Annotated in this window: 14 protein-coding genes and 1 riboswitch; of the genes, 7 read left to right on the top strand and 7 right to left on the bottom strand. The window is 58.5% G+C overall.

The features are described 5' to 3' along the window. Positions 1-190: 190 nt before the first annotated feature. From ACR0AA_RS15915 to ACR0AA_RS15940, 6 genes are all read right to left on the bottom strand, one after another. Positions 191-1,090, bottom strand: a complete 900-nt coding sequence (locus ACR0AA_RS15915; RefSeq protein ID WP_480756420.1) for a metal ABC transporter solute-binding protein, Zn/Mn family — start codon at positions 1,088-1,090, stop codon at positions 191-193. After that, complete coding sequence (locus ACR0AA_RS15920) at positions 1,087-1,989, bottom strand: metal ABC transporter permease (protein ID WP_480663825.1); 903 nt, start codon at positions 1,987-1,989, stop codon at positions 1,087-1,089. Before ACR0AA_RS15920 ends, ACR0AA_RS15915 begins: the two co-directional genes overlap by 4 nt. Then, a complete protein-coding gene (locus tag ACR0AA_RS15925; protein ID WP_480756421.1) occupies positions 1,982-2,740 on the bottom strand; it encodes a metal ABC transporter ATP-binding protein in 759 nt (252 codons plus the stop codon). Before ACR0AA_RS15925 ends, ACR0AA_RS15920 begins: the two co-directional genes overlap by 8 nt. After that, positions 2,740-2,877, bottom strand: coding sequence for a hypothetical protein (locus ACR0AA_RS15930; RefSeq protein ID WP_480756422.1), 138 nt, complete (start codon positions 2,875-2,877; stop codon positions 2,740-2,742). The genes ACR0AA_RS15925 and ACR0AA_RS15930 overlap by 1 nt, the downstream gene beginning before the upstream one ends. 212 nt (positions 2,878-3,089) lie before the next feature. After that, positions 3,090-3,300: riboswitch (cobalamin riboswitch) on the bottom strand. A gap of 442 nt (positions 3,301-3,742) precedes the next feature. Continuing rightward, the gene (locus ACR0AA_RS15935) at positions 3,743-6,157 is read right to left on the bottom strand and encodes a GcvT family protein (protein WP_480756423.1); all 2,415 of its coding nucleotides are present in this window, start codon (positions 6,155-6,157) and stop codon (positions 3,743-3,745) included. Beyond that, complete coding sequence (locus ACR0AA_RS15940; RefSeq protein WP_480663818.1) at positions 6,154-8,541, bottom strand: GcvT family protein; 2,388 nt, start codon at positions 8,539-8,541, stop codon at positions 6,154-6,156. Before ACR0AA_RS15940 ends, ACR0AA_RS15935 begins: the two co-directional genes overlap by 4 nt. A gap of 147 nt (positions 8,542-8,688) precedes the next feature. Between ACR0AA_RS15940 and ACR0AA_RS15945 the strand changes: the two genes are divergently transcribed. The 3 genes from ACR0AA_RS15945 to ACR0AA_RS15955 all read left to right on the top strand — a co-directional run bounded on the left by ACR0AA_RS15945 (position 8,689) and on the right by ACR0AA_RS15955 (position 12,594). Next, complete coding sequence (locus tag ACR0AA_RS15945; RefSeq protein ID WP_480756424.1) at positions 8,689-9,654, top strand: LysR family transcriptional regulator; 966 nt, start codon at positions 8,689-8,691, stop codon at positions 9,652-9,654. Between the two features lie 97 nt (positions 9,655-9,751). After that, positions 9,752-11,284, top strand: a complete 1,533-nt coding sequence (locus ACR0AA_RS15950; protein ID WP_480663814.1) for a trimethylamine methyltransferase family protein — start codon at positions 9,752-9,754, stop codon at positions 11,282-11,284. Positions 11,285-11,286: 2 nt separating this feature from the next. Further along, on the top strand, positions 11,287-12,594 hold the full coding sequence (locus ACR0AA_RS15955) for an aspartate aminotransferase family protein (RefSeq protein ID WP_480663879.1): 1,308 nt from the start codon (positions 11,287-11,289) through the stop codon (positions 12,592-12,594). Positions 12,595-12,715: 121 nt separating this feature from the next. On the opposite strand, the gene ACR0AA_RS15960 is transcribed toward ACR0AA_RS15955, so the two are convergent. Continuing rightward, on the bottom strand, positions 12,716-13,627 hold the full coding sequence (locus ACR0AA_RS15960) for a LysR substrate-binding domain-containing protein (protein WP_480663812.1): 912 nt from the start codon (positions 13,625-13,627) through the stop codon (positions 12,716-12,718). 85 nt (positions 13,628-13,712) lie between these two features. Here ACR0AA_RS15960 and ACR0AA_RS15965 point away from each other — a divergent pair, with 85 nt between their 5' ends. Genes ACR0AA_RS15965 through ACR0AA_RS15980 form a run of 4 tightly spaced genes read left to right on the top strand, consistent with a single transcriptional unit; the run spans position 13,713 to position 21,347 of the window. Continuing rightward, on the top strand, positions 13,713-15,257 hold the full coding sequence (locus tag ACR0AA_RS15965; protein WP_480663810.1) for a trimethylamine methyltransferase family protein: 1,545 nt from the start codon (positions 13,713-13,715) through the stop codon (positions 15,255-15,257). Continuing rightward, positions 15,254-16,543, top strand: a complete 1,290-nt coding sequence (locus ACR0AA_RS15970) for an aspartate aminotransferase family protein (protein ID WP_480756425.1) — start codon at positions 15,254-15,256, stop codon at positions 16,541-16,543. Before ACR0AA_RS15965 ends, ACR0AA_RS15970 begins: the two co-directional genes overlap by 4 nt. Beyond that, the gene (locus ACR0AA_RS15975) at positions 16,540-18,939 is read left to right on the top strand and encodes a GcvT family protein (protein WP_480756426.1); all 2,400 of its coding nucleotides are present in this window, start codon (positions 16,540-16,542) and stop codon (positions 18,937-18,939) included. Before ACR0AA_RS15970 ends, ACR0AA_RS15975 begins: the two co-directional genes overlap by 4 nt. Beyond that, positions 18,936-21,347, top strand: a complete 2,412-nt coding sequence (locus ACR0AA_RS15980) for an FAD-dependent oxidoreductase (RefSeq protein ID WP_480756427.1) — start codon at positions 18,936-18,938, stop codon at positions 21,345-21,347. Before ACR0AA_RS15975 ends, ACR0AA_RS15980 begins: the two co-directional genes overlap by 4 nt.

Below are 21,347 nucleotides of genomic sequence, written 5' to 3' on the forward strand. Positions count from 1 at the left end.
ACACACAAATTTGGTCAAAAGCTGGCTTTTAGTTGCTTTGCATCGGCCAGAGTTTGTTGGTGAATAACACATTCGCCGTTCGCAATGACCGCCTAATGCAGCGGTGCAACCGTTGACCCAGCCACAAACATGGTTTCGGTCAGGTTGCGCGAGGCGATCATTCAAAAACCACCCCGCGCGTGACTTCAGATTAGCTTGCGGTCTCGTGTGCCAGCGCGTCCAGCAGAGTGCCCAGGTTGTGCTGGAACATCGCCAGATAGCTTGTGGCCGGACCGCCGCGCTCGGACAAAGCATCGGAGAAAAGACGACCGCCGATCACGATACCTGTCTCGTCCGAAATTTGCTGAACCAAAGCCGGGCTGGTGATGTTTTCCACGAACAGGGCAGCGGCACCATCAGCCTTCAACTGGTCGATCAGAACGGCAAGCTGCTTGGCGGAAGGTTCAGCCTCGGTGTCGATGCCGACCGGCGCAAGGAAGGTCAGTCCGTAAGCGTCCGCAAGATAGCCGAACGCGTCATGAGCCGTCACGACGGTGCGGCGGTTCGCGGGCAGGTTTGCCAGCTTGGCTTTGGTTTCGGCATCCAACGCCTCAAGCTCAGCTATATAGGCTTTGGCATTGGCAACGATCTCGTCTGCATGCTCGGGCATGGCTTCTTTCATAACGTCGGCGACGTTGGTCACATAGATCACGCCGTTTGACAAAGAGTTCCATGCGTGGGGGTCGGTCTCACCATCCACTTTGACCGGCGTGATACCGTCGGTTGCAACGTGTACAGACGCTTTGGTTCCAGACTCTGAGATCAGGGTGTCTGACCAGGTTTCAAAACCCAGTCCATTGACAAAGATGATGTCAGCCTTGGCCACGGCCTTCGCGTCGGCAACCGAAGGCTGATAGACATGAGCATCAGCGTCGGGGCCGACAATGGTCGTGACTGTTGCCAGTTCGCCGACAACTTCTTCGACCATGTCGCCAAGGATCGAGAAGCTGGCCACGATCCGGACGTCGTCTTCAGCAGCCGCAGCCGGCAGTGCGGCCAAAGCAAGGGACGCCGAGGCGATGCCGGCATAGAGGGATTTCACAAGAGTCATTTTGCTCGCTCTTCTTGATGAACTTGCGCAACGGGGATGTCTTTTGAAACGGACGGTTTGCGCAACCGGCCGCCAAAGCCTAAGGGGCCGAAAATGGCTGAGAACAGAAACAAACCACCCGCGACCAGCACAATTGCAGGGCCGGAGGGCGTTTCCGGGAAAAAGTAGGACAGTGTCAGCCCGATCCAGCAACTGGACAGGGCGAAAATGAAACCCAGTACCAGCTGCGCCGTTATGGTGCTCGCCCAGTAGCGCGCCGCAGTGGCAGGCAGGATCATCAAACCAACGGCCATCAGCGTGCCAAGCGTCTTGAACGCCGCCAGCAGGTTCAGAACCAAAAGCAGCATGAAACCCTGATCAATCAACCAAGGCCGCCGCGTCTGGGTTTCAAAAAAGACCGGGTCGCACGTGCTGACGATCAGAGGTCGCAACAGGAAGGCAAAGGCGACCAGGGTCACAGTCGCAACTCCACCCACAAGCATCATCGAAGCGTCGTCGATCCCGAGGATCGAGCCAAACAGGAAGCTTTTGAGCGGAACGGCGGATCCTGCCGCCGACAGGATGAAGATACCGACAGCCAACGCAATCAGATACAGCGACGCAAGGCTGGCATCGCTGCGCAAAATCGTCCTGCGCGCCAGAAAAGCGGTTAGTATGGCTACACCCACACCCGCAATCAGACCTCCAACCAGCAGCGACATCACCGATAGGCCGGCGGTCACAAACCCGATAACGATGCCCGGCGTGATCGCATGGGCCATCGCCTCCCCGGCAAGGGACAAGCGACGCAACACGAGGAAGGCTCCTACCGGAGCAACCGAGGCGGAAAGGACTGTGGTCGCCACGAAGGCGCGCCGCATGAAAGCAAAGCTCCACATTTCGGTGAAGAGTTCAAGCATGTGTGCGCTCCGCATTTGCTGGCCCGCCCCGGAACATCCAGGAGGCTTGGCTTTCCGATAGATACCCTTGGGCTACCAGCCGGTCGGGTGTGAGCACGTCGTTTACCGAACCATGCGTTGCTTCTTGCCCGCCCAAAAGCAGGGCATGGCTGCAATGGTCCAGTACAGAAGAGAGGTCGTGAACGACCAAAACAACCGCGCGGCCTTCATCGCGCCATCGACGAATGATCGACAACAAATGCGCCTCCGTGCTTTGGTCCACGGCTGCAAAGGGCTCATCCAACAAAATCAGCGGCGCATCCTGCATGATGACCCGTGCGAACAGGGCGCGCTGCAATTGCCCGCCGGACAGCATGTGCAAGGGGCGGTCCGCGATGTCGAGAACACCGGCCTCATCCAGCGCAGCTACCATTCTGTCGCGCGCCGCATGGTCCAGCCCGTTTCGAAACCCAAACCCTCGCCAAGCCCCCATCGCCGCAAGATCCCGCACGCGAATGGGGAAGCGACGGTCAAACTCGGTCATCTGCGCCAGATAGCCAATTTCACGGGGGCGGCCTTTTGGCCAGGCAAGATTGCCCGAAAGCGGGTCCATCAGTCCAAGCAGCATTTTGACAAATGTGCTTTTACCGGACCCGTTGGCACCCAATACGGCCAGAGTCGAGCCCGCTTCGATGTCCATGGACAACCGGTGGAACAGTGTCAGATCACGGTATCCGAGAGTCAAATCGCGAAGTTGAAGAACAGCAGACATCAGATCACCGTGTAAATCGCGAACCACAACAGAGCGGACAGCGCCAACGCCCCCGATACCAGTACCGGTACGCTGAGTTCAGAAAAACAGCGGCCTTTTTGCGCTCCGGCGTCATTATGCGATGCGCGCCGTGTCATCGGGCTGCCCCGACGGTTACGGCGTACTCGTGAATGCTGAATCTGGACAAGGTGGCTTTGACCCTGTGGGTTATGCAAGGTCGGAAATCAGAATTTTGCAAGTACAACGACATCGCCTCCTCCGGTTGGAAGGGGGCGAAGCAGGTGCAAGGTTGCGGACGGCATGGGCCGTTTGAAACATTGACATCTCCCTCTGGGACACCCCGCCCAGGTTCATTAATATTCGGATGGCAGGTCTCCTGACTTGCGGGTCGACGCTGTCCCGATCCTTCCCAGGCAATAGCCCAGTGGACGATCTCGGGTCGCTCACCGCCTACAGTTGCGGGGGCAGTCACGGATTTGGCTTTTCGAGAAGGCCGCACCGTATTCCCTTTTATCCCTTCCCGCAAAACGCGGTCGGGAACCATCGCCGCGACAGAACACAAAACAATTTGATTCGGCAAGAGTGCGCATTATGTTCCGGTAGCTGGGGGATATCTTTTTCGGATGGCCCACGTAGGAAAACGGCGCCTCTATCACCCGCCATATTGCGGTTTCCCTTGATCGCAACACATCATGTCGCGTTTTCCGCTTTTTCACCTCGCGACGAACGCTACAAGGGAAACCGGTGAAATTCCGCCCGCCCCTCGCAATTGAAAATTGAAAGTCGGCTGATCACACGATTGAAATCACCTGTTCGGAAAGGCCGCTCCCAACAGTGATCCCCCAGCCTGAACACCCGCTGCTAAAGCGCAATTCAGCCTTAATCTGGGTCATGATTTGGCTGGTTTCCGCGCTATGATGTCCTCGAGCGCAATTTCAAAAACAGTGGACAACGGGCCTCACCAATTTCCCCCCGGATTGCTGCGAAAACTCCACGCGGGTTCTAGTGTTTCATTCGGGCGTTCGCCGGATCAAACGGAGGTTTTGACAGAATTTTCGCGTCTCGTTGTTGCCCAAGAATTTGAACCTCCAGTCCCTCCTTCGCGTTCCGATCACGCAGATAGGCCAGCGCCAGTGTTTTTCCCGTTCGGTGACCATAGGCGGCCGAGGTGACAATACCGACCATTCGATCCCCTTGGATCACCCCATGCGCGTAATATGGATCAACATCCCCGGCTTCAATTTCAAGCAGGACCATCTCCCAGCGATTATCGCTTTCCAAACGCGCGGCCAGGGCGTTCTTGCCGATAAAGTCGTGGTCCATCTTGATCAGGAAACCCGCTCCCGTTTCGGCAGGCGTCCGCTCAGTCGTGAAGTCCGCGCCCCAGGCTCGGTAACCCTTTTCAAGGCGCATGGCGTTCATGGAATAAGCCCCGAACAAACTTAGCCCATAGGGCTTTCCCGCTGCTTCAATGGCCAGGAACAATGCGCGCATCTGGTCGGCTGCGACGTGCAGCTCCCAACCCAGTTCTCCCACATATGACACGCGCAACGCGCGCACGGGAATGCCCGCAATTGTAATCTCGCGAACCGAGAGCCAAGGGAACCCTGCCCCCAAATCAGCGTCCGTCAGCGTAGACAGGACGTCGCGAGATTTCGGTCCCATCAGACCAAGCACGCCATAATTCTCGGTAACTCGCGTGATGGAAACGTCGAATCCATCCGCGCGAGCGCGCAACAGATCCTCGTCCATCTCTTCTGCGGCTGCAGCCGAGGTGAGATAGAACTCGTTTTCGGCCAGAACCGAGACTGTGAACTCCGAATGCGTTCCCCCAGTAGGGGTCAGGGCATGCGTCAGTCCGATGCGGCCAACATTTGGAGCAAGATTCGTGCCGATGGAGTCCACAAATGCGCGGGTATCCGTGCCCTTTACTTCGAATTTCGAGAACACCGACATGTCGGCAAGCCCGACCGAATGCGTCACGACCTGGCATTCTCGCGCAACCGGTTCGAACCAGTTCGTGCGGCGGAAGCTAGGCACCGCCTCGTCGCCCTGCTTGTCGCTGAACCAGTTGGGCCGCTCCCAACCATAGGCCGTTCCCATGACGGCGCCACGCTCGACCATCAAGTCATGCAAGGGAGATAGGCGCTTGCCACGTGCTGCGGGGCGCTCTTCTTGCGGGTAATGCACACCAAATTGCAAACCGAAGCATTCGATAGCTTTATCGACGCGATAGTCGCGATCGGCCCAGCTGCCAAAACGGCGGCTGTCTACTGCCAGCGCGTCCATCGGCGGCGCGCCGTGGGTCATCCAATGGGCCAAAAACCAGCCTGAACCGCCTCCCTCCATCACGCCCATCGACGATCCGGTCAGCAGCCAGGCATTCGGCAAACCATGCGCCGGACCGATCAGAGGGTTGGCGTCTGGTGTAAAGGTAATCGGGCCATTGACGACAGATTTGATGCCACCGGTTTCCAACGCGGGGATACGCTCCATCGCCATCATTATGATGTCCTCGACCCGGTCCAGATCGGGCGGCATCAGGTCGGCTCCGAATTCGGGCGGGCAGCCGTCGACCGACCAGGGCTGTGCGTCTTTCTCATACGGCCCAAGGATCAGACCGTCGCGTTCCTGCCGCACATACCAGCTTTCTTCCGGGTCGCGGATCATCGGCAGCTCGGGCAGGCCCTGTTTGATGCGGTCGGATACCGCCTCAACCGTGTCAGTCACCAGATATTGGTGCAACACTGGCACAGAGGGAATATTCAGCCCCATCATATGCCCTATTTCCCATCCCCAGGTGCCGGCAGCATTGACGATATGCAAAGCACGGATCGTGGTTTTTTCCGCCTCGACCACCCAGGCGTCATCCTCGCGCCGGATTGCGGTCACCGGGTTGTACCGCAGGATCGTGGCACCGTTCTGACGCGCCACCTTGGCCATCGCGTTAGTGGCCAAAGACGGGTCCACATGGCCGTCATCGGGCTCATATATGCCACCGAGCAAACCTTCGGTTCGGGCCAGCGGGTGCAGGCGTTCAATGTCCTCGGGTTTCAGCAGTTGTAAGTCGTACCCAGTAAAACGGCTAAGCCCCGCGACATGAGCGAACTCGTCCATCCGGTCCGGGTTTGAGGTAATCCGCATCGCACCAGAGCGGTGAAAACCACACGTATCACCGGTCTCTTCCGGCAGGATATCACGATACAGTCGCACGGATGTGGCGCGCAGTTCCTGAATGGTCGGGTTGTGGGCGAAATGCGTGCAAAGGCCCGCTGCATGCCATGTCGAACCGTGGGTCAGATCGTTCTTTTCGGTCAGAACAACGTCGGTCCAGCCCGCCTTGGTCAGATGGTACATGAGGGACACGCCCATTGCGCCCCCGCCGATGATCAGGACCCGAGCGTTGGTGGTGCTCATCCGCGCATCCTTTCGCCTGTGGGATCAAACGGGGGGCGCATCAGCACATTGGCCTGATGACGCACACCCGCGACTTCAATTTCGAACTTTCGTTCGCAGGTGGCGGACAGTTTCTCGCCTGTCGCAACCTCAATCATACTCAGCGCCAGCGTCAGTCCGGTGCGAGCACCACGCGCGCCGCTGGTGGTCATGCCGATAACGCGGCCGTTTTCCAATATGGGTTCGTCATGCAACATCAAAGGATGCGTGGGGATGTCGAACATCACCTGCCTGCGGGTCAGGCCCCGTTCTTTCTGGGCGGACAGAACATCCTTGCCCAGAAAATCCTTGTTCCAGTCAATGGCAAAGTCAAGCCCGGCCTCAAGCGGCGTAATCTCGGGACCCAGATCGTGGCCCCAATGCTTGAACCCTTTCTCGATCCGGCAACCATCCACGGCGAAATGGCCCAAAGGTCTGGCCCCTATGGCGTAGAGCGCGTCAAAGACTGGGCCACCTTGTTCCACCGCAATGGACAGTTCCCAACCAAGTTCACCCACAAAGCTGACGCGCGTGGCCGTGGCAGTCTTGCCTGCAATTGTCACGGTCTTGAAGGTTGAAAACGGGAAGTCGTCCCAATCCGCGTTGGACAAAGATCTGAGCACATCTCGGGAACCGCCGCCCATAACGCCGATGACCACCTCGGCCTCGGTTACGTCAGTAATTATCACGTCGCGCCCAGCGCTGTGCCGACGCAACCAAGCCAGATCCTTTTGCCGGCTCGCGGCAGCTGAGGTCATGCGAAAACGATCTAACGCGACCCGAGCGATGGTTACATCTGCCTCGGTTCCACCCTTGCCATTTGTCAGCAGGGTATACACCGCGCGTCCGACGGGCACATCCAGATTGGCGGTTGTCAGATACTGTAACACCGACAATGCATCCCGGCCCTGAATGTCGAATTTTCCGAAGGGTGACAGGTCAATCAGCGCCGCGCCTTCCTGCATCTGCGCGGCCTCGCGCTGCGCAATCGGATACCAGGGCTGATCGCCTACCGAATAGGGCAAATCGCGCTCACTATCGTCCTGGGCATACCAAAGTCCGCGCTCCCAACCGGCGGTCAGGCCGAATTGCGCGCCCGCTAGGGACCAGCGATCATGCAGCGCCGACTTTCGCAGGCCACGCCCGGCTTTGGGCTGTTTGAACGGCCAGTGCAGAGCAAAGGCATCGCTGACCGCCTCTTTCATCCGGGATTCAATGTGATCCTTGTCAGCCGTCAGCGGATCGACACGGGCGATATCGACCTCCCACAGGTCCATCGGCGGCTCACCGTCGACCATCCAATCGGCCAGCACGCGTCCGACGCCCGCCGAAGACATCACGCCGACCGAGTTCATCCCGGCTGCTACAAACAACCCATCGACATTGGGCGTCTGACCAATCAGGGGTTTTGTGTCGGCGGTGAAGCTCTCGGGGCCGTTCATAAAGTGCTGAATGCCCGCCGCTTCCAACCCGGGAACCAACGCCAGCGCCGCGGTCATGAACGGCATGAACTGATCCCAATCCTCGGGCAATTCCAGAAATGGGCGGTCGCCTTCTGGGCCAAACGCATCCCAGACTTTGGCATTCGGCTCAAACCCGCCAAAGACCAGTTTGCCCGCGTCGCCTTTGACGTAAACACCGCGATCCAGATCGCGCAACACCGGATAAGGGGTGGGCAGATCAGCCATAGGCTCGGTCACGACATACATATGCTCGACAGCCTGCAGGGGCAGCGCAACACCCACCTCATCCGCCAGTTTCTTCGACCACGCACCGGCACACAGCGCCACTTGGTCGGCCAGCATTTCAGACCCATCCGCTAGACGCACACCCTTGGCCGACCCGTTTTCCACCAGCAGTCCGGCGACCTGTACATTCTCGCGGATCACGGCCCCTTTGGCGCGGGCAGCCTTTGCATAGGCCATGCACAGGTCCACCGGGTTCACATTGGCATCTTCTTCGACACGCAGCGCGCCAACGATGCCATCAAGGTTCAGTCCCGGTACGTCGACCTCATCCCGTTCTAAAATCGACGGTGTCAAACCAAAATGGCGACCCAGAGAGGCAATGCGGTGCAGCTCGTCCATACGCGCTTCTTCACGTGCCAACCAAAAGCCGCCGGTCTGGCGGTAGCCGGTGGACATGCCCGATTCATCCTCGAGCTGGCGAAACAGCTCACCTGCATACATGGCCAGTCTGGTCATGTTCGGCGTTGCACGTAGCGGCCCGATAATCCCGGCCGCGTGCCAGCTTGTACCGCTGGTCAGTTGGTTTCGCTCGAGTACCGTGACCTGCGCCCGACCGGCCAGATGGTAGGCCAGCCCAAGGCCAATGGCACCTCCGCCAACGATGATAGCTTTCTGCATGCGCTGCCTCACTCCCCAAGCTCCTGTTTTTCGCGTATTCGATCCTACGGCGCAGGCGTGAATATCCCCGCAAGGATTGACTTCCGTCAGCGCGCGGATCAAGAAATCAAAACAGAAATTAGAAAAACTAATGGAAGTTATTGCCAAATGAAGAAGCGGCAATCGGAGACAGATGTCAGCTTGCTACGCGCGCTAGAAGTGTTCATGGCGGTGTCCGACAGCCAGCATGTAACGGCTGCCGCGTCCGCATTGGGAATGACGCAATCCGCTGTTTCTCAGCAGATCAAAAAATTGGAATGGGCGCTTAACGTTTCCCTGTTCGACAGATCGCGTCGCCCGCTGGAGCTTACGCATTCCGGTGAAATACTCCGCCGACGGGCCTTTCGTATTCTTAATGAGGTCGAAGACCTCCGATCCGAGTTGCGTTATGTCCAATCCAGCTCGTTGCCCATTCTGCGCGTCGCGCTTCTGGCTTCGATTGCAACAACCCTGACGCCCGGGTTGTTGGACATGGTTCGCAGCGATCTTGGCATTCCAGAACTCAGCTTGTCCGCAGGGCTTGCGACCGACCATCAGCAAGCATTCAATGCCCGAACAATCGATGTCGCTATAACTTCGGACCCTCAGTTCGACCTGACCGACTTTGAATGCACCCCGATCCTGGAAGAACCATTTTTTCTTGTTCTTCCCCGGGATTATGACGGTTCTGCCGATGATATCATGTCGGTTGCCAACGACCTGTCATTTGTTCGGTTCAGCTCTGATGCACCAGTCGGCAGGCGAACGGACCAGCATTTGCAGCGTTGCCGCCTGGACCTTCCGCGCTCAATGGAAGCCGACCGGGCATCCATGGTTGTTGCAGGCGTAATTACGGGTAAGTGTTTTGCCATTCTGACACCCAGCCTGCTGATCGACGCCGTGGCCGAGGGCATGAACCTGCGCGTGGAACCACTTCCGATTGCGGGATTCAAACGATCCATACTCATGATTCACCGTGCCGGTGAATTGGACGACATCCCTGAACGCATCGCCCTACAATGCCGGGAAACCATGCGGCAGAGTTTCGAAAAACTTCTGCCAGAAGTTTGCGAACACGTTATTTACCCGTCCTAATCCGCATCATTATTACATCTAATACTGTTGGGTTTTGCTATCCCCGCAGCCCTTTCCTTGTCATGAGAGTCTCCAGAAGAATGGCACGGAGGCCGATATGGCACGAAACACGACCCGACGCTCCGGCAGACAAGAGCGTATGGCCGCACGTGCCGCAAAAGGGGCGCTGGCCGCTCCCTTTACCATCCGAAAGATTGGCAAGGTCAGCCTGATCGATGACGAGGCGGTTGCAATCATCGAACGGAACGCAGACCGCATTCTGGATGAGATCGGCATGGATTTTCGTGGCGACCAGGAAACGCTGACACTCTTCAAGGCGAACGGGGCGCGGGTCGAGGGCGAACGGGTGCGCTTTGATCCGGGCTGGTGCCGCGACAAGATCCGCACGGCCCCTTCGGTATTCACTCAGCATGCGCGCAATCCTGCGCGATCAATTCAGATAGGTGGTGACGCGCAGGTCTATGCGCCCAGCTTCGGCCCCCCTTTCGTTCATGATATGGAAAACGGTCGCCGCTACGCATCGATCGAGGACTTCCGCAACATTACCAAGCTGCATTATCAGCTTGGGGCGATCAATCATTCAGGTGGCGTTGTGGTTGAACCTGTGGACGTCCCCGTTCCGGTTCGGCACCTGCACATGGCACACACGCATCTGACAATGAACGACAAGCCGTTCATGGGTGCCGTCACCGCACCGGAGCGTGCTCGCGACACGATCGAGATGTGCCGTATCGCCATGGGGCGCGAGTTTGTCGACAAAAACTGCGTTCTGTATTCGGTGGTCAACACCAATGCGCCACTGGTGATGGACGAAACCATGCTCTGGGCGCTCAAGGAATACGCGCAAGCCGGGCAGTGCACTGTGGTATCACCCTTTGTGCTGGGTGGCGCGATGTCACCTGTCTCGGTCGCTGCAACCCTTTCACAGGTTCTGGCCGAAGTGATGGCTTCGGTCGCCCTGATTCAGCTTATCCGGCCGGGCGCTCCGGCCGCATTCGGCACGTTCTTTTCACCGATCAGCCTCAGGACCGGGGCGCCCACCTTCGGCACGCCCGAAGGCACCCAATTCCAGATGTGCGCCAAAACGCTGGCGGATCGGCTGGGCTTGCCCTTCCATTCCGTGGGTGGATTGACCGCGTCAAAAGTGCCGGATGCACAGGCAGGCTATGAAAGCCAGGCGCAGCTAATGGGCGCAGCCATGGCTGGGGTGAACTTCATCATCCACGCCACCGGGTGTCTCGAAGGGTTGCTAACCACAGGATACGAGAAAATCGTTATGGATGCCGACCGTTGTTCGGCCATGCAACGCTTTGTCGGCGGCGTCGACTTCTCGGAATCGGCACAGGCGATGGACGCGTTTTTTGAGGTTGAGCCAGGTGGCCACTTCCTGGGCGCGCAGCATACCCAGGACAATTTCGAAACCGCCTTCTGGATGGGCGAGATGTCCGACAACGGAACTTTTGAACAGTGGCATGCCGAGGGCGGCCAGTGGCAGCACGAACGCGCCAGCGCGCGCGTAGCGAAATTGATTGATGAATACGAAGCGCCGGCGATGGATGCCGGGACCCGTGAAGCACTTGATGATTTCGTCGCCCGGCGCAGCCGGGAAATCGGAGGAGATGACACGTGAACATGCAAACCGACTGGACCTTGGATGAAACGGCTGCGCGTCGCGACAACTACTATGCCGCCTCGCAACGCAAGTTCATTCCCTTCAAGGACCCCATGGTCTTCAAGAAGGGGTCGATGCAGTACCTTTGGGATGTCGAGGGGCGCAAATACACTGACCTTTTGGGTATGAACGTGTGCATCTCGGTCGGCCACAGCCACCCCAAGGTGGTCGCCGCCGCAATGGAACAGGCGCAGGAGCTGACCCACTGCACCACCATGTTCTATCACCCCGTCCCGGCGCACTTCGCCGAGGAACTGGCCGCCACCATGCCCAATCCCAACGGCGACATCGAATGGGTTGTGCATTTCACCAACTCTGGCTCCGAAGCCGTGGATCTGGCCATGACCATGGCGCGAAGCTACACCGGAAACCTCGATTTGCTGGCGCTGCGCTCGGCTTATCACGGGCCCACTGCGGCGGCGCAGTCGATCACAGGCATTTCCGGCTGGCGGCATCCTGGCATGCCCGGAAACGTGGCCTTTGTACCCGAGCCGCATCAGTATCGCGGCATCTTTGGTGAAAATTCCGGCGCCCAGCCGTATCTCGATGAAATCGAGCGCACCATTCACACGGCTACATCCGGTCAAGTTGCGGGTATCTTCATCGAAAGCGTTCAGGGCTATGGCGGTGTCGTCGAAATGCCCAAAGGATACATGACCGGCGCGGCGGAACGCGTGCGCGCAAAAGGTGGCCTGCTGATTGCGGACGAGGTGCAGGCGGGTTTTGGTCGGACCGGCGATCATATGTGGGGCTTTGAGGCCGATGGTGTCATCCCGGATATTGTGGTCATGGCCAAGGGTATCGGAAATGGTTTTCCACTGGGCGCGGTCGTGGCCCGAAAACACATTGCTGCGCCGATGGCGGAAAAGTTCATGTTCCACACCTACGGGGCCAACCCCACCTCATGTGCGGCTGGCCGCGCGGTGCTTCAGGTCATCAAGGAAGACAATGTGCGCGAAAACGCCCGCGACGTAGGGACCGCCCTGCTGGAACGTCTGCACGCGCTGAAGGACAAGTATCAGGTCATCGGCGACGTTCGCGGGCGGGGTCTGATGCTGGCCATCGAAATGGTCAAGGATCGCAAGACCAAAGAACCTGACCCGGCAACCACCGCCGCCGTGTTCGAGGCGACGCGTGAAAGCGGGATCATCCTGTCGAAATCCGGGGCTTATCAATCCTGCCTGCGTCTGGTCCCACCAATGTGCCTGTCGATGGACGATGTTGATCAAGTTCATGACGGCTTGGATCGGGCTTTCGGCAGTCTATAACAAAGACCTCAGACCCGAGGCTTCAAAGTTGAAGCACCCCGTAGAAAAACATGACGGCCGGGTGGCGCAAAAGAGTGCTGCCTGGCTCTTATTTGCTCGAACCGCGCTTTGTGCGGGGTTCCTATTCGGCGGATTGCACCGGTTTGTTTTGGGACGCCAGCCATTCAATTGCATAACGCGCTTCCCGATGCCTTTGGCTGCCCTTCCATGCTTCTATGTAATAGCCATGGGTCGGGGTAATCTCTTCGTCGAACAGACGTGCGACCCGGCCTTCTTTCAGATCCTGATCGATCAGAGGAAGCCAGCCAACAATCGCGCCCTGCCCTTCGGCTGCGCCGCGTAGCAGCGCATTGGCATCCTCAAACACGGGCCCACGCAAAGGACCTGCCACTTGCACATTCATCGCTGAAAACCAGTCCAGCCAACCCCAGTGGTTTCGTTGGTGCAGCAGAGGAACCTGCAACAAGTCCTCGGGCGATGTTACGCGCCCGTACCTTGCGGTAAATCGTTCTGACGCGATCGCCACAGGGCTGAGCTCGATCAATTTGACGGCATTTTCAGGCATTTCTGCCATCCGTTCCCAGCGGATCACAACGTCGACATTCTCGCGATCCAGCAATCCGGGCTGGTAAAACGGCACCACTTCAAGTTCGATATCCGGATGGGTTTCCCAAAAATCGCTGATCTTGGGCATGAGCCATCGAGCCGTAAATATCGGACCAGCGGCCAGGCGCACAGCTTTGCGTGTACTTCGGCGCAACTTACGAACGGCGTCGTCCAGTATTCCAAAGGCCTGCGCCGTTGCCTCGGCCAGGCGTTTTCCATCTTCGGTCAGAACAACATCGCGCCCCACGCGTTCGAACAGTTTGACACCCATCTGGTCTTCCAAGCCGCGGATGTGATGGCTGACGGCCGTTGGCGTCACGGACAACGCCTCAGCTGCGGCGCGAAAACTCTGGTATTGGGCTGCCGAGTTGAATGCCCGCAGGGCTGGAAGGGACGGCGTCACGTCAACCTCATAGATAAGTTTCATTCATCTATTGATGAAAAAATGGCTTTTGTAAACTTATGCAAGTTGGGTTCATTCTGGGGCAAAGACAATCTGAGCTCATGAATAGATGCCAAAATCGAACCGACGGCGCGGTAGAAAAGATCGCCTGGCCCAAGAAACGATCGTCGACACCAATCCTCCGGTCTGGGCGGGGGTGGCCGGAGGGCGCCTGAAACCGCTAAGCCCATCCGAGGTGGCTTTGGTGGAAGAATCCGCCTTGTCATTGCTGGAGACACTTGGGCTAAGCCAGGCCATCCCTTCGATGGTTCGAGCCGTCACTGCAGCGGGCGGCACTCTTTCTGAAGACCGACGGTTGTTGTTCCCACGAACCCTGGTGCAAAGCGCGATCGCCGGGGCACAGCGGGATTTCCGCTTGTGCGGTCAATCCCCCGAACACGACCTGCTCATCGCAGGTGCGCGCGTGCATATGTCGACCGGCGGGGCGGCCCCCGGTGTTTTTGACATTGATACGGGACTGTACCGACCTTCTACTTTGGCCGACCTCTATGATGCCGCAAGGTTGGTGGATGCGATGGAGAACATCCACCATTTCAGCCGTCCGGTTGTTGTGCGTGACATCGAAGACAACGCAACGATGGATATCAACACAGCCTATGCCAGTCTGATCGGCACATCCAAACATGTGTCCATGTCGATCACCGAGCCCCAGAACGTTCAGGCGATCGCTGAGCTTTGCTACACTATCGCCGGTGGGGAAGCTGCGTTCCGCGCCCGCCCGTTCCTGACTGTCATGGTCTGCCACGTTGTTCCACCCATGCGCTTTGCCGAAGACGCCTGCGAGGTCCTGGAAGCGGCCATAAAGGCTGGGTTCCCTGTGCAACTAATCAGCGCTGGTCAGGCCGGGGCCACCAGCCCCGCCACAATCGCCGGATCCTTGGTACAGGCCTTGGCGGAAACACTGGCCGGGTTGGTCTTTGCCCGCCTTGTCGACCCTGAGGCGAAAGCCATTTTCGCGCCCAAGCCCCTTGTCGCTGATCTGCGCACCGGATCAATGTCCGGAGGGGGCGGCGAACAGGCGATCCTGATGGCGGCTGCGGCCCAGATGGGTCGGCACTTTGGCCTTCCTACATCCTCAATTGCCGGGATCACGGATGCCAAGACGCTGGATACGCAATATGGTGCCGAAAAGACCCTTGCCATTGCGATGGCGGCGCATGCGGGATCGAATATCGTAACTCAGGCGGCAGGCATTCATGCAAGCCTTCTGGGGGTATCGCTCGAAGCTTACGTCAGCGACAACGACCTGATTGGGAATATTCTGCGCACAATTCGCGGGGTCGAAGCCACGCCCGAGAACATCGCGGCGGATGTCATTGCCAACGTGTGTCGCGGGCCGGGACACTATCTGGGCGAAATTCACACATTTGACCGGATGAAGTCCGACTATTTCTACCCCCATATCGGCGATAGACGCACCCCCGTCGAATGGCAGGAAGACGGCGCGCACCCTGTCGGCGATGTGGCCCGCGACCGGGCGCGGGAATTGTTGGCCAGCCATTTTCCGAACCATATCGCAGATGAGACGGATATCGCGCTGCGGGGCGCTTTCGACATCCGCCTCAGCCGATCCCGAATTGGGAGGAATGAATGACCAACAAGGCTTTGTCAGAACGCGCCCGATCGGCATTGCCCGGCGGTGTCAGCCACGAATTGCGGTTTCGCGATCCCCACCCGATTTTCATCGACCGTGCCAAGGGTGCCGAAAAGTGGGACGTTGAAGGCCGACGCTATATCGACTTCAAAATGGGCAGCGCCAGCCAAATGCTGGGCCATTGCCATCCGGCCATCGTAGAAGCGGTGCAGAAGCAAGCGCAACATTCAATCTTCAGTGCCGATTGTCATGAGGCCGAAACCCTTTGGGCGGAATGGATAAACCACCTTTACCCTTCGGCCGAGCGGACCCGGTTCACTTCGTCGGGTACCGAAGCAACGATGCTTGCCATCCGCTTGGGCCGCGCGTGGTCCGGCAAGGATCGCGTTCTGCGCGTTGATGGCCACTTTCATGGTTGGCATGACCACGCGCTTAAAGGGGCCAAACCCGGCAGCCAGACCGCGCCCACACTGGGAATTCCCGAGGCTGTGAACGACCTGATCGATATCTGCGACGCCGACCCACAGTCGATGGAAAGTGCCCTGCAGGACGATCGGATCGGAACCGTGATCATCGAGGTTTCGGGGGCGAACTATGGTTGTGTACCTTTGACATCCGAAACCCTGCAAGCCCTTCACGATGTCGCCCGAACTGCTGGTGTGGTTTTGATTTTTGACGAGATCATCACCGGTTTTCGCTGGTCTCCCGGCGGACGACAGGCGCGCGATGGCATAACGCCAGACCTCACGACTCTGGCCAAGATTGTTACAGGCGGTCTGCCGGGTGGTGCGGTTTGTGGACGGGCCGACATCATGGAACTGATGAACAACACCACTTCGATGGGCGGGTTTGCCCCGGCAGTCAGCCACAAAGGAACGTTCAATGCCTCACCCCTTGTTGCAGCGGCGGCCTGTGCGGCCATGCCAATACTGGCAACAGGCGAGGTGCAGGCGCATGCCAACGCAATGGCCGAGCGAATGCGCGCGGGTATGAATGCAGCCCTGGCCGATGCCGAGGTCTCGGGCCTGGCTTATGGCGACAGCTCGATCTTTCACCTGCACTTCGGTAACAGCTCGCTTGACGGGTTGACGCCCGCACACATCCGTGGACTGCCGGCTGCGCAGGTCCGTGCGTATCGTAACGGGATGCTTACACGCGGCGTCGACGTGATGTCCTACACGTCGGGTCTTACCAGCGCGGCCCATACGCCCGAACTGATCGACGAGGCGCTTGAGGCATTCCGCGAAACCCTGTCCGACATGATCCGGGAAGGCTCAATCACATGACTCTGCCTCAACAAGCCCGCACAATTGTGATTGGCGGCGGCGTTATCGGCTGTTCGATTGCCTATCATTTGGCCCGTGAAGGGCGCAAAGACATTGTGGTGCTGGAGCGCTCGAAACTGACATCCGGGACAACCTGGCATGCGGCCGGGCTTGTTCGACGCCTGCGCCCGTCAGCTACGCTGACCAAGCTGATCAATTACTCCATTGACCTTTATGGCGAATTGGAGCGCGAGACCGGGCAGGCGACAGGCTGGACCCAGACCGGATCGTTGACACTGGCTACAAACGAGGACCGGCTGACCAACATCAAACGACAGGTTTCGTTAGGCCGCGCATTCGGGCTTGAAGCCGTGGTTGTCGATGCCGCACGCACGCAGGAGTTATGGCCACTCATAAGAACAGACGACGTAATCGGCGCCGTCTGGTCACCGGCAGATGGGCGTGTAAACCCATCGGACGTGGCGCTGGCGCTCAGCAAGGGCGCAAAAGCACGCGGGGTACAAATCCATGAAGACACTGCCGTAACCGGCTTGAGAAAAAAGGAAGGCCGCATCGCAGGGGTCGAGGTTGGGGACCACGTCATCGACGCCGACGAGGTCGTCATCTCCTGTGGACTGTGGTCCCGAGAAGTCGCCGCAATGGCCGGGGCACATATGCCGCTATACGCGTGCGAGCATTTCTATATCCTGACCAAACCGTTGCCCGAGGTTCAGGCGCTTGGCCCCGGTACGCATTTGCCGACCCTGAACGATCAGGACGCTTTTCTTTACGCCCGCGATGATGTCGAAGGATTGTTGGTCGGCTCGTTTGAACCCAACGCCAAGGGGCTGCCGCTTAGCCGTCTGCCCGCTGATTTCAGTTTTGATCTGCTGGATGAGGACTGGGACCATTTCATGCCGATGATGGAAAATGCTCTGCACCGCATTCCGGCGTTGGAGCGCGCCGAGGTGCGGATGTTACTGAACGGCCCTGAAAGCTTTACCCTGGATAGCCAATTCATGCTGGGCGAAAGCCCGGAGGTGCCCGGTCTGTTCCTGATGGGTGGGATGAACTCGACCGGGATTGCTCTGGCGGGAGGTGCGGGTAAGGCCATGGCCGAGTGGATCATCGCAGGCGAACCAACGATGGAGTTGAACGAAGCCGATATTCGCCGTTTCAGCCCTGAGATGAACGTTCTAAAGGCGCTGGAGGAACGCATTCCCGAAGTTCTTGGCCGCCACTACGACAACCCTTTCCCGGGCAGGTCGATGGATACGGCACGTGGACAACGGCGTTCGCCGATCCATGCCGGACTGGTCGCGGCAAACGCCCGGTTCGAGGCGCGCGGCGGATGGGAACGGGCGGTGCATTTCGGCGGTCAGGCAACGCATCTGCCGTTGACATTCGGCACTCCGGCCTGGCGCGATCAGGTCGGCCTTGAGGTCGACGCCTGCCGAAACGGGGCCGCCATTCTCGACCAAAGCGCATTCGGCAAGATCATGGTGCAGGGACCGGATGCCTGCAGTTATCTGAACCACCTGTGTGCGGCGCAGATGGACATCCCCTCAGGACGAATTGCGTATAGTCAGATCCTGAACCCCCGTGGCGGCATCGAAAGCGACGTGACCGTGCAACGTCACGGGCTGGACTCCTACCTGATGATCGTGGGCGCGGGTGAGGTGGTGCGTGATCTGAAACGGATGCGCGAAACCAAAGGTGATTACCGCGTGGAATTCACCGATGTAACCAGCGGACACGCCGTTGTCGGCCTGGCCGGGGCACGGGCGCACAAGGTTTTGCAAGCCACTTCGAACACGCCTCTGCCCGATTTGAAACGGTTCCATTTCGCTCCGGTGGAAATTGGCCTAGCCTGCGGCTGGGCCGGGCGGCTGAGCTTTACTGGCGAGGAAGGGTACGAGCTGTACATCCCTGCCGAGATGGCGATGGCGGCACATGAAGCACTGGTCGAGGCCGGGGCGACACACACTGGTCTATACGCCAGCGGATCCCTGCGTATCGAAAGTGGCTTTCGCGCATTTGGCCATGAACTGACCCCTGGTACCACGCCGATTGAGGCAGGGCTTGGGGCATTCTGCGCCTTTGGCACGGCTTTTGTCGGCGAAGCGGCCTTGCAAAACCATTCACCAAATCGGCGCATCGTCTCGATGCTGTTTGATGATGCCGAGGCAATCCCCATGCATGATGAACCGATCTACTTCGGCGGTCGGGTCGTCGGGCAGATTACCTCTTCTGCGTGGAGCTACCGGTTCAAACGTTCCGTCGCATTGGCGATGGTGGATGCACCGCTCGACCAACTCTTGGAAAAGACTGTGGTCGAGGGTTTTGAAGTTGAAATCGCCTGCACTCGTTTTCCCGCAAAAGCATCTCTCAAACCCGCGAAGGAGGCGTTTGCGTGACTGACACTATTCGAACCACCCGGGTCGCCATAATTGGTGGTGGCATCATGGGTGTCGCGGCGCAGTTTCAACTGGCGGAAAACGGATGGACCGACACGATCCTATTCGAAAAGGCGGAACTGACCAGCGGATCGACCTGGCACGCAGCGGGGCAGATCGCGCATGCGGTGGGCAGCCGCATCGCGGGATGGATCAACAAAACCTCGATCGAAACTTACAAACGCGTCGAGGAAGAGACCGGCCAAAGTATCGGGTGGCACGAAGTTGGTGGGTTTCGAATTGCCACGACCGACGACGAAGTCGACTGGATGAAATCCATCATGGGCGTGGGCAGGCTGCTGGATCTGCCGATGGAACTGGTCGGACCGAAAGAGGTCGCAAAGGGCAATCCGTTCTACAAGGTCGACGACGTCAAGGCCGCCGTTCAGACCTTCAAGGACGGGCATATCGACCCGTCTGGCGTGACAATGGCCTTGGCCGCAGCCTCTCGCGCGCGCGGCGCAAAGATCGAGCGGCGCAATCAGGTTACAGGCGCCAGCAGAAAAGGCGACATGTGGCTGCTTCGCACGGAACAGGGCGATGTTCTGGCCGAGCATGTGGTTATCGCCGCGGGCAGTTATGCCAACCAGGTTGGGCAATGGTTCGGCCTGAAAATCCCCTCGGTCTCGTGTCTGCATCATTACCTGGTCACCGACACCGTTCCGGAATTCGAAGGTCGGCCGGAATTGCCTGTAATGCGTGACAATGCCTTCGGTGGATACATCCGGCAGGAACAGAAATCAGGGCTCATCGGAATCTATGAGGGTCATGTTTGTCCGACTGTGTGGGAAATGCCGCAAGGTGCCCCCTGGGCTGCAGAGAACGAACTGTTCGAAGCAGACTATGACTCGATCGGCGACTTCCTGATGGTGGCGCTTGAAAAGATGCCGGTTCTATCCGAGTTGGGTATCAAGCGTGTGGTGCGTGGCGCAATCACGCATACCCCCGATGGTGGGATGCTGGTCGGGCCATCCGGCGTGCCCAATATCTGGCTATCCTGCGGATCGTCTATCGGGCTGGCATGGGGTGGCGGCGCGGGCAAAGTACTGGCCGACTGGATGGTGCACGGCGAGGCCGAGATAAACACCCGGTCGATGGACCCCCGTCGTTATGGTGACTTTGCCAATGACAGTTTCATTGTCGAGCGGACCAAAGACGAATTCATGCGCCGCCATGATACGCCCTGCCCCGGCAAACAGTTTCACAGTCTGCGGCCTGTCAATCGACACACGCTTTATGACCGGCTGGCAGACAAGGGCGCGGTCTTTGGCGAGGTCGCAGGCTGGGAACGCCCGCGCTATTTCGGCAAGGTTGGTGAGGTCGAACAGATTGGCTGGGGTCGCCAACCCTGGCATGCGAATGCAATGGCCGAGGCCCGAGCCACACGCGAAGGCGCGGGTGTGATTGACCTATGCGCCTTTGCGCAGTTCGAAATCTCCGGCCAGGATGCAGGCAAACTGCTTGACCGACTGTCCGCCAACAAAATCCCATCACGCGATGGCAACATGAGCCTCAACCACTTGCTGACGCACAGAGGCCGGTTCGAGACCGAATTCACCGTTTGGCGCATAGCCGGTGATCGCTATTTAACCGGATCCGCCATCGCCCGCGCCAACCCCGATTTTGACTGGATCAGTTCACATATCTGCGCTGGGGAAGACGTGCAAATGATCAACCGGTCGGCCAATTGGGGAATGCTGGCTTTATGCGGCCCGAATTCTCGCAAGATCCTGAAGAAACTCACGGATACCGATCTGTCCAACGCAGCCTTCCCTTGGTTGTCCGGGCAGGAAATCACCGTCGCCGATGTTCCGTTATATGCGTTGCGCGTGTCATTTGTAGGTGAACTGGGTTGGGAATTGCATGCGCCGCTTGACCGAATGGGCACGCTATATGATGCGCTCCACGCAGCGGGCGCAGAGCTTGGGCTGGTCGATTTGGGCAGCTACGCATTTAATGGCATGCGCATGGAAAAAGCCTATCGCGCATCGGCTGAGCTGACCACAGATGCCGGGCCGTTCGATGTGGGGCTGGAGCGCTTCGTGCGCAGCGAAGAGCGCGATTTCATCGGTCGTAATGCGCTTTTGGCGCACACGCCACAATGGGAGCTTCTTTATGCTGAGGTGCATAGTCAGGATATCGATGTGCATGGCGGTGAGCCTGTATTACTGAACGGCACGCCCGTTGGTCTGACCACTTCCGGCGGCTACGGGTACACCGTCGGTAAATCGTTAGGCTGGTTGTTCGTGCGCAAAGGAACACCGCGTGAGGGTCTGTCGGTGCAGATTCTGAACCAGGTCATTCCCGTTACAATCCACCAAGATGCCATCTTTGATCCGCAAAACCTGCGGCCCCGATCCGAGGAGTAG

This window comes from Ruegeria sp. CE8 (assembly GCF_056537465.1).

Bases quoted from the DNA above. Each gene is read 5' to 3' on its own strand.
- ACR0AA_RS15915 (WP_480756420.1), bottom strand. From the start codon at position 1,090: ATGACTCTTGTGAAATCCCTCTATGCCGGCATCGCCTCGGCGTCCCTT.
- ACR0AA_RS15920 (WP_480663825.1), bottom strand. From the start codon at position 1,989: ATGCTTGAACTCTTCACCGAAATGTGGAGCTTTGCTTTCATGCGGCGC.
- ACR0AA_RS15925 (WP_480756421.1), bottom strand. From the start codon at position 2,740: ATGTCTGCTGTTCTTCAACTTCGCGATTTGACTCTCGGATACCGTGAT.
- ACR0AA_RS15930 (WP_480756422.1), bottom strand. From the start codon at position 2,877: ATGACACGGCGCGCATCGCATAATGACGCCGGAGCGCAAAAAGGCCGC.
- ACR0AA_RS15935 (WP_480756423.1), bottom strand. From the start codon at position 6,157: ATGAGCACCACCAACGCTCGGGTCCTGATCATCGGCGGGGGCGCAATG.
- ACR0AA_RS15940 (WP_480663818.1), bottom strand. From the start codon at position 8,541: ATGCAGAAAGCTATCATCGTTGGCGGAGGTGCCATTGGCCTTGGGCTG.
- ACR0AA_RS15945 (WP_480756424.1), top strand. From the start codon at position 8,689: ATGAAGAAGCGGCAATCGGAGACAGATGTCAGCTTGCTACGCGCGCTA.
- ACR0AA_RS15950 (WP_480663814.1), top strand. From the start codon at position 9,752: ATGGCACGAAACACGACCCGACGCTCCGGCAGACAAGAGCGTATGGCC.
- ACR0AA_RS15955 (WP_480663879.1), top strand. From the start codon at position 11,287: ATGCAAACCGACTGGACCTTGGATGAAACGGCTGCGCGTCGCGACAAC.
- ACR0AA_RS15960 (WP_480663812.1), bottom strand. From the start codon at position 13,627: ATGAAACTTATCTATGAGGTTGACGTGACGCCGTCCCTTCCAGCCCTG.
- ACR0AA_RS15965 (WP_480663810.1), top strand. From the start codon at position 13,713: ATGCCAAAATCGAACCGACGGCGCGGTAGAAAAGATCGCCTGGCCCAA.
- ACR0AA_RS15970 (WP_480756425.1), top strand. From the start codon at position 15,254: ATGACCAACAAGGCTTTGTCAGAACGCGCCCGATCGGCATTGCCCGGC.
- ACR0AA_RS15975 (WP_480756426.1), top strand. From the start codon at position 16,540: ATGACTCTGCCTCAACAAGCCCGCACAATTGTGATTGGCGGCGGCGTT.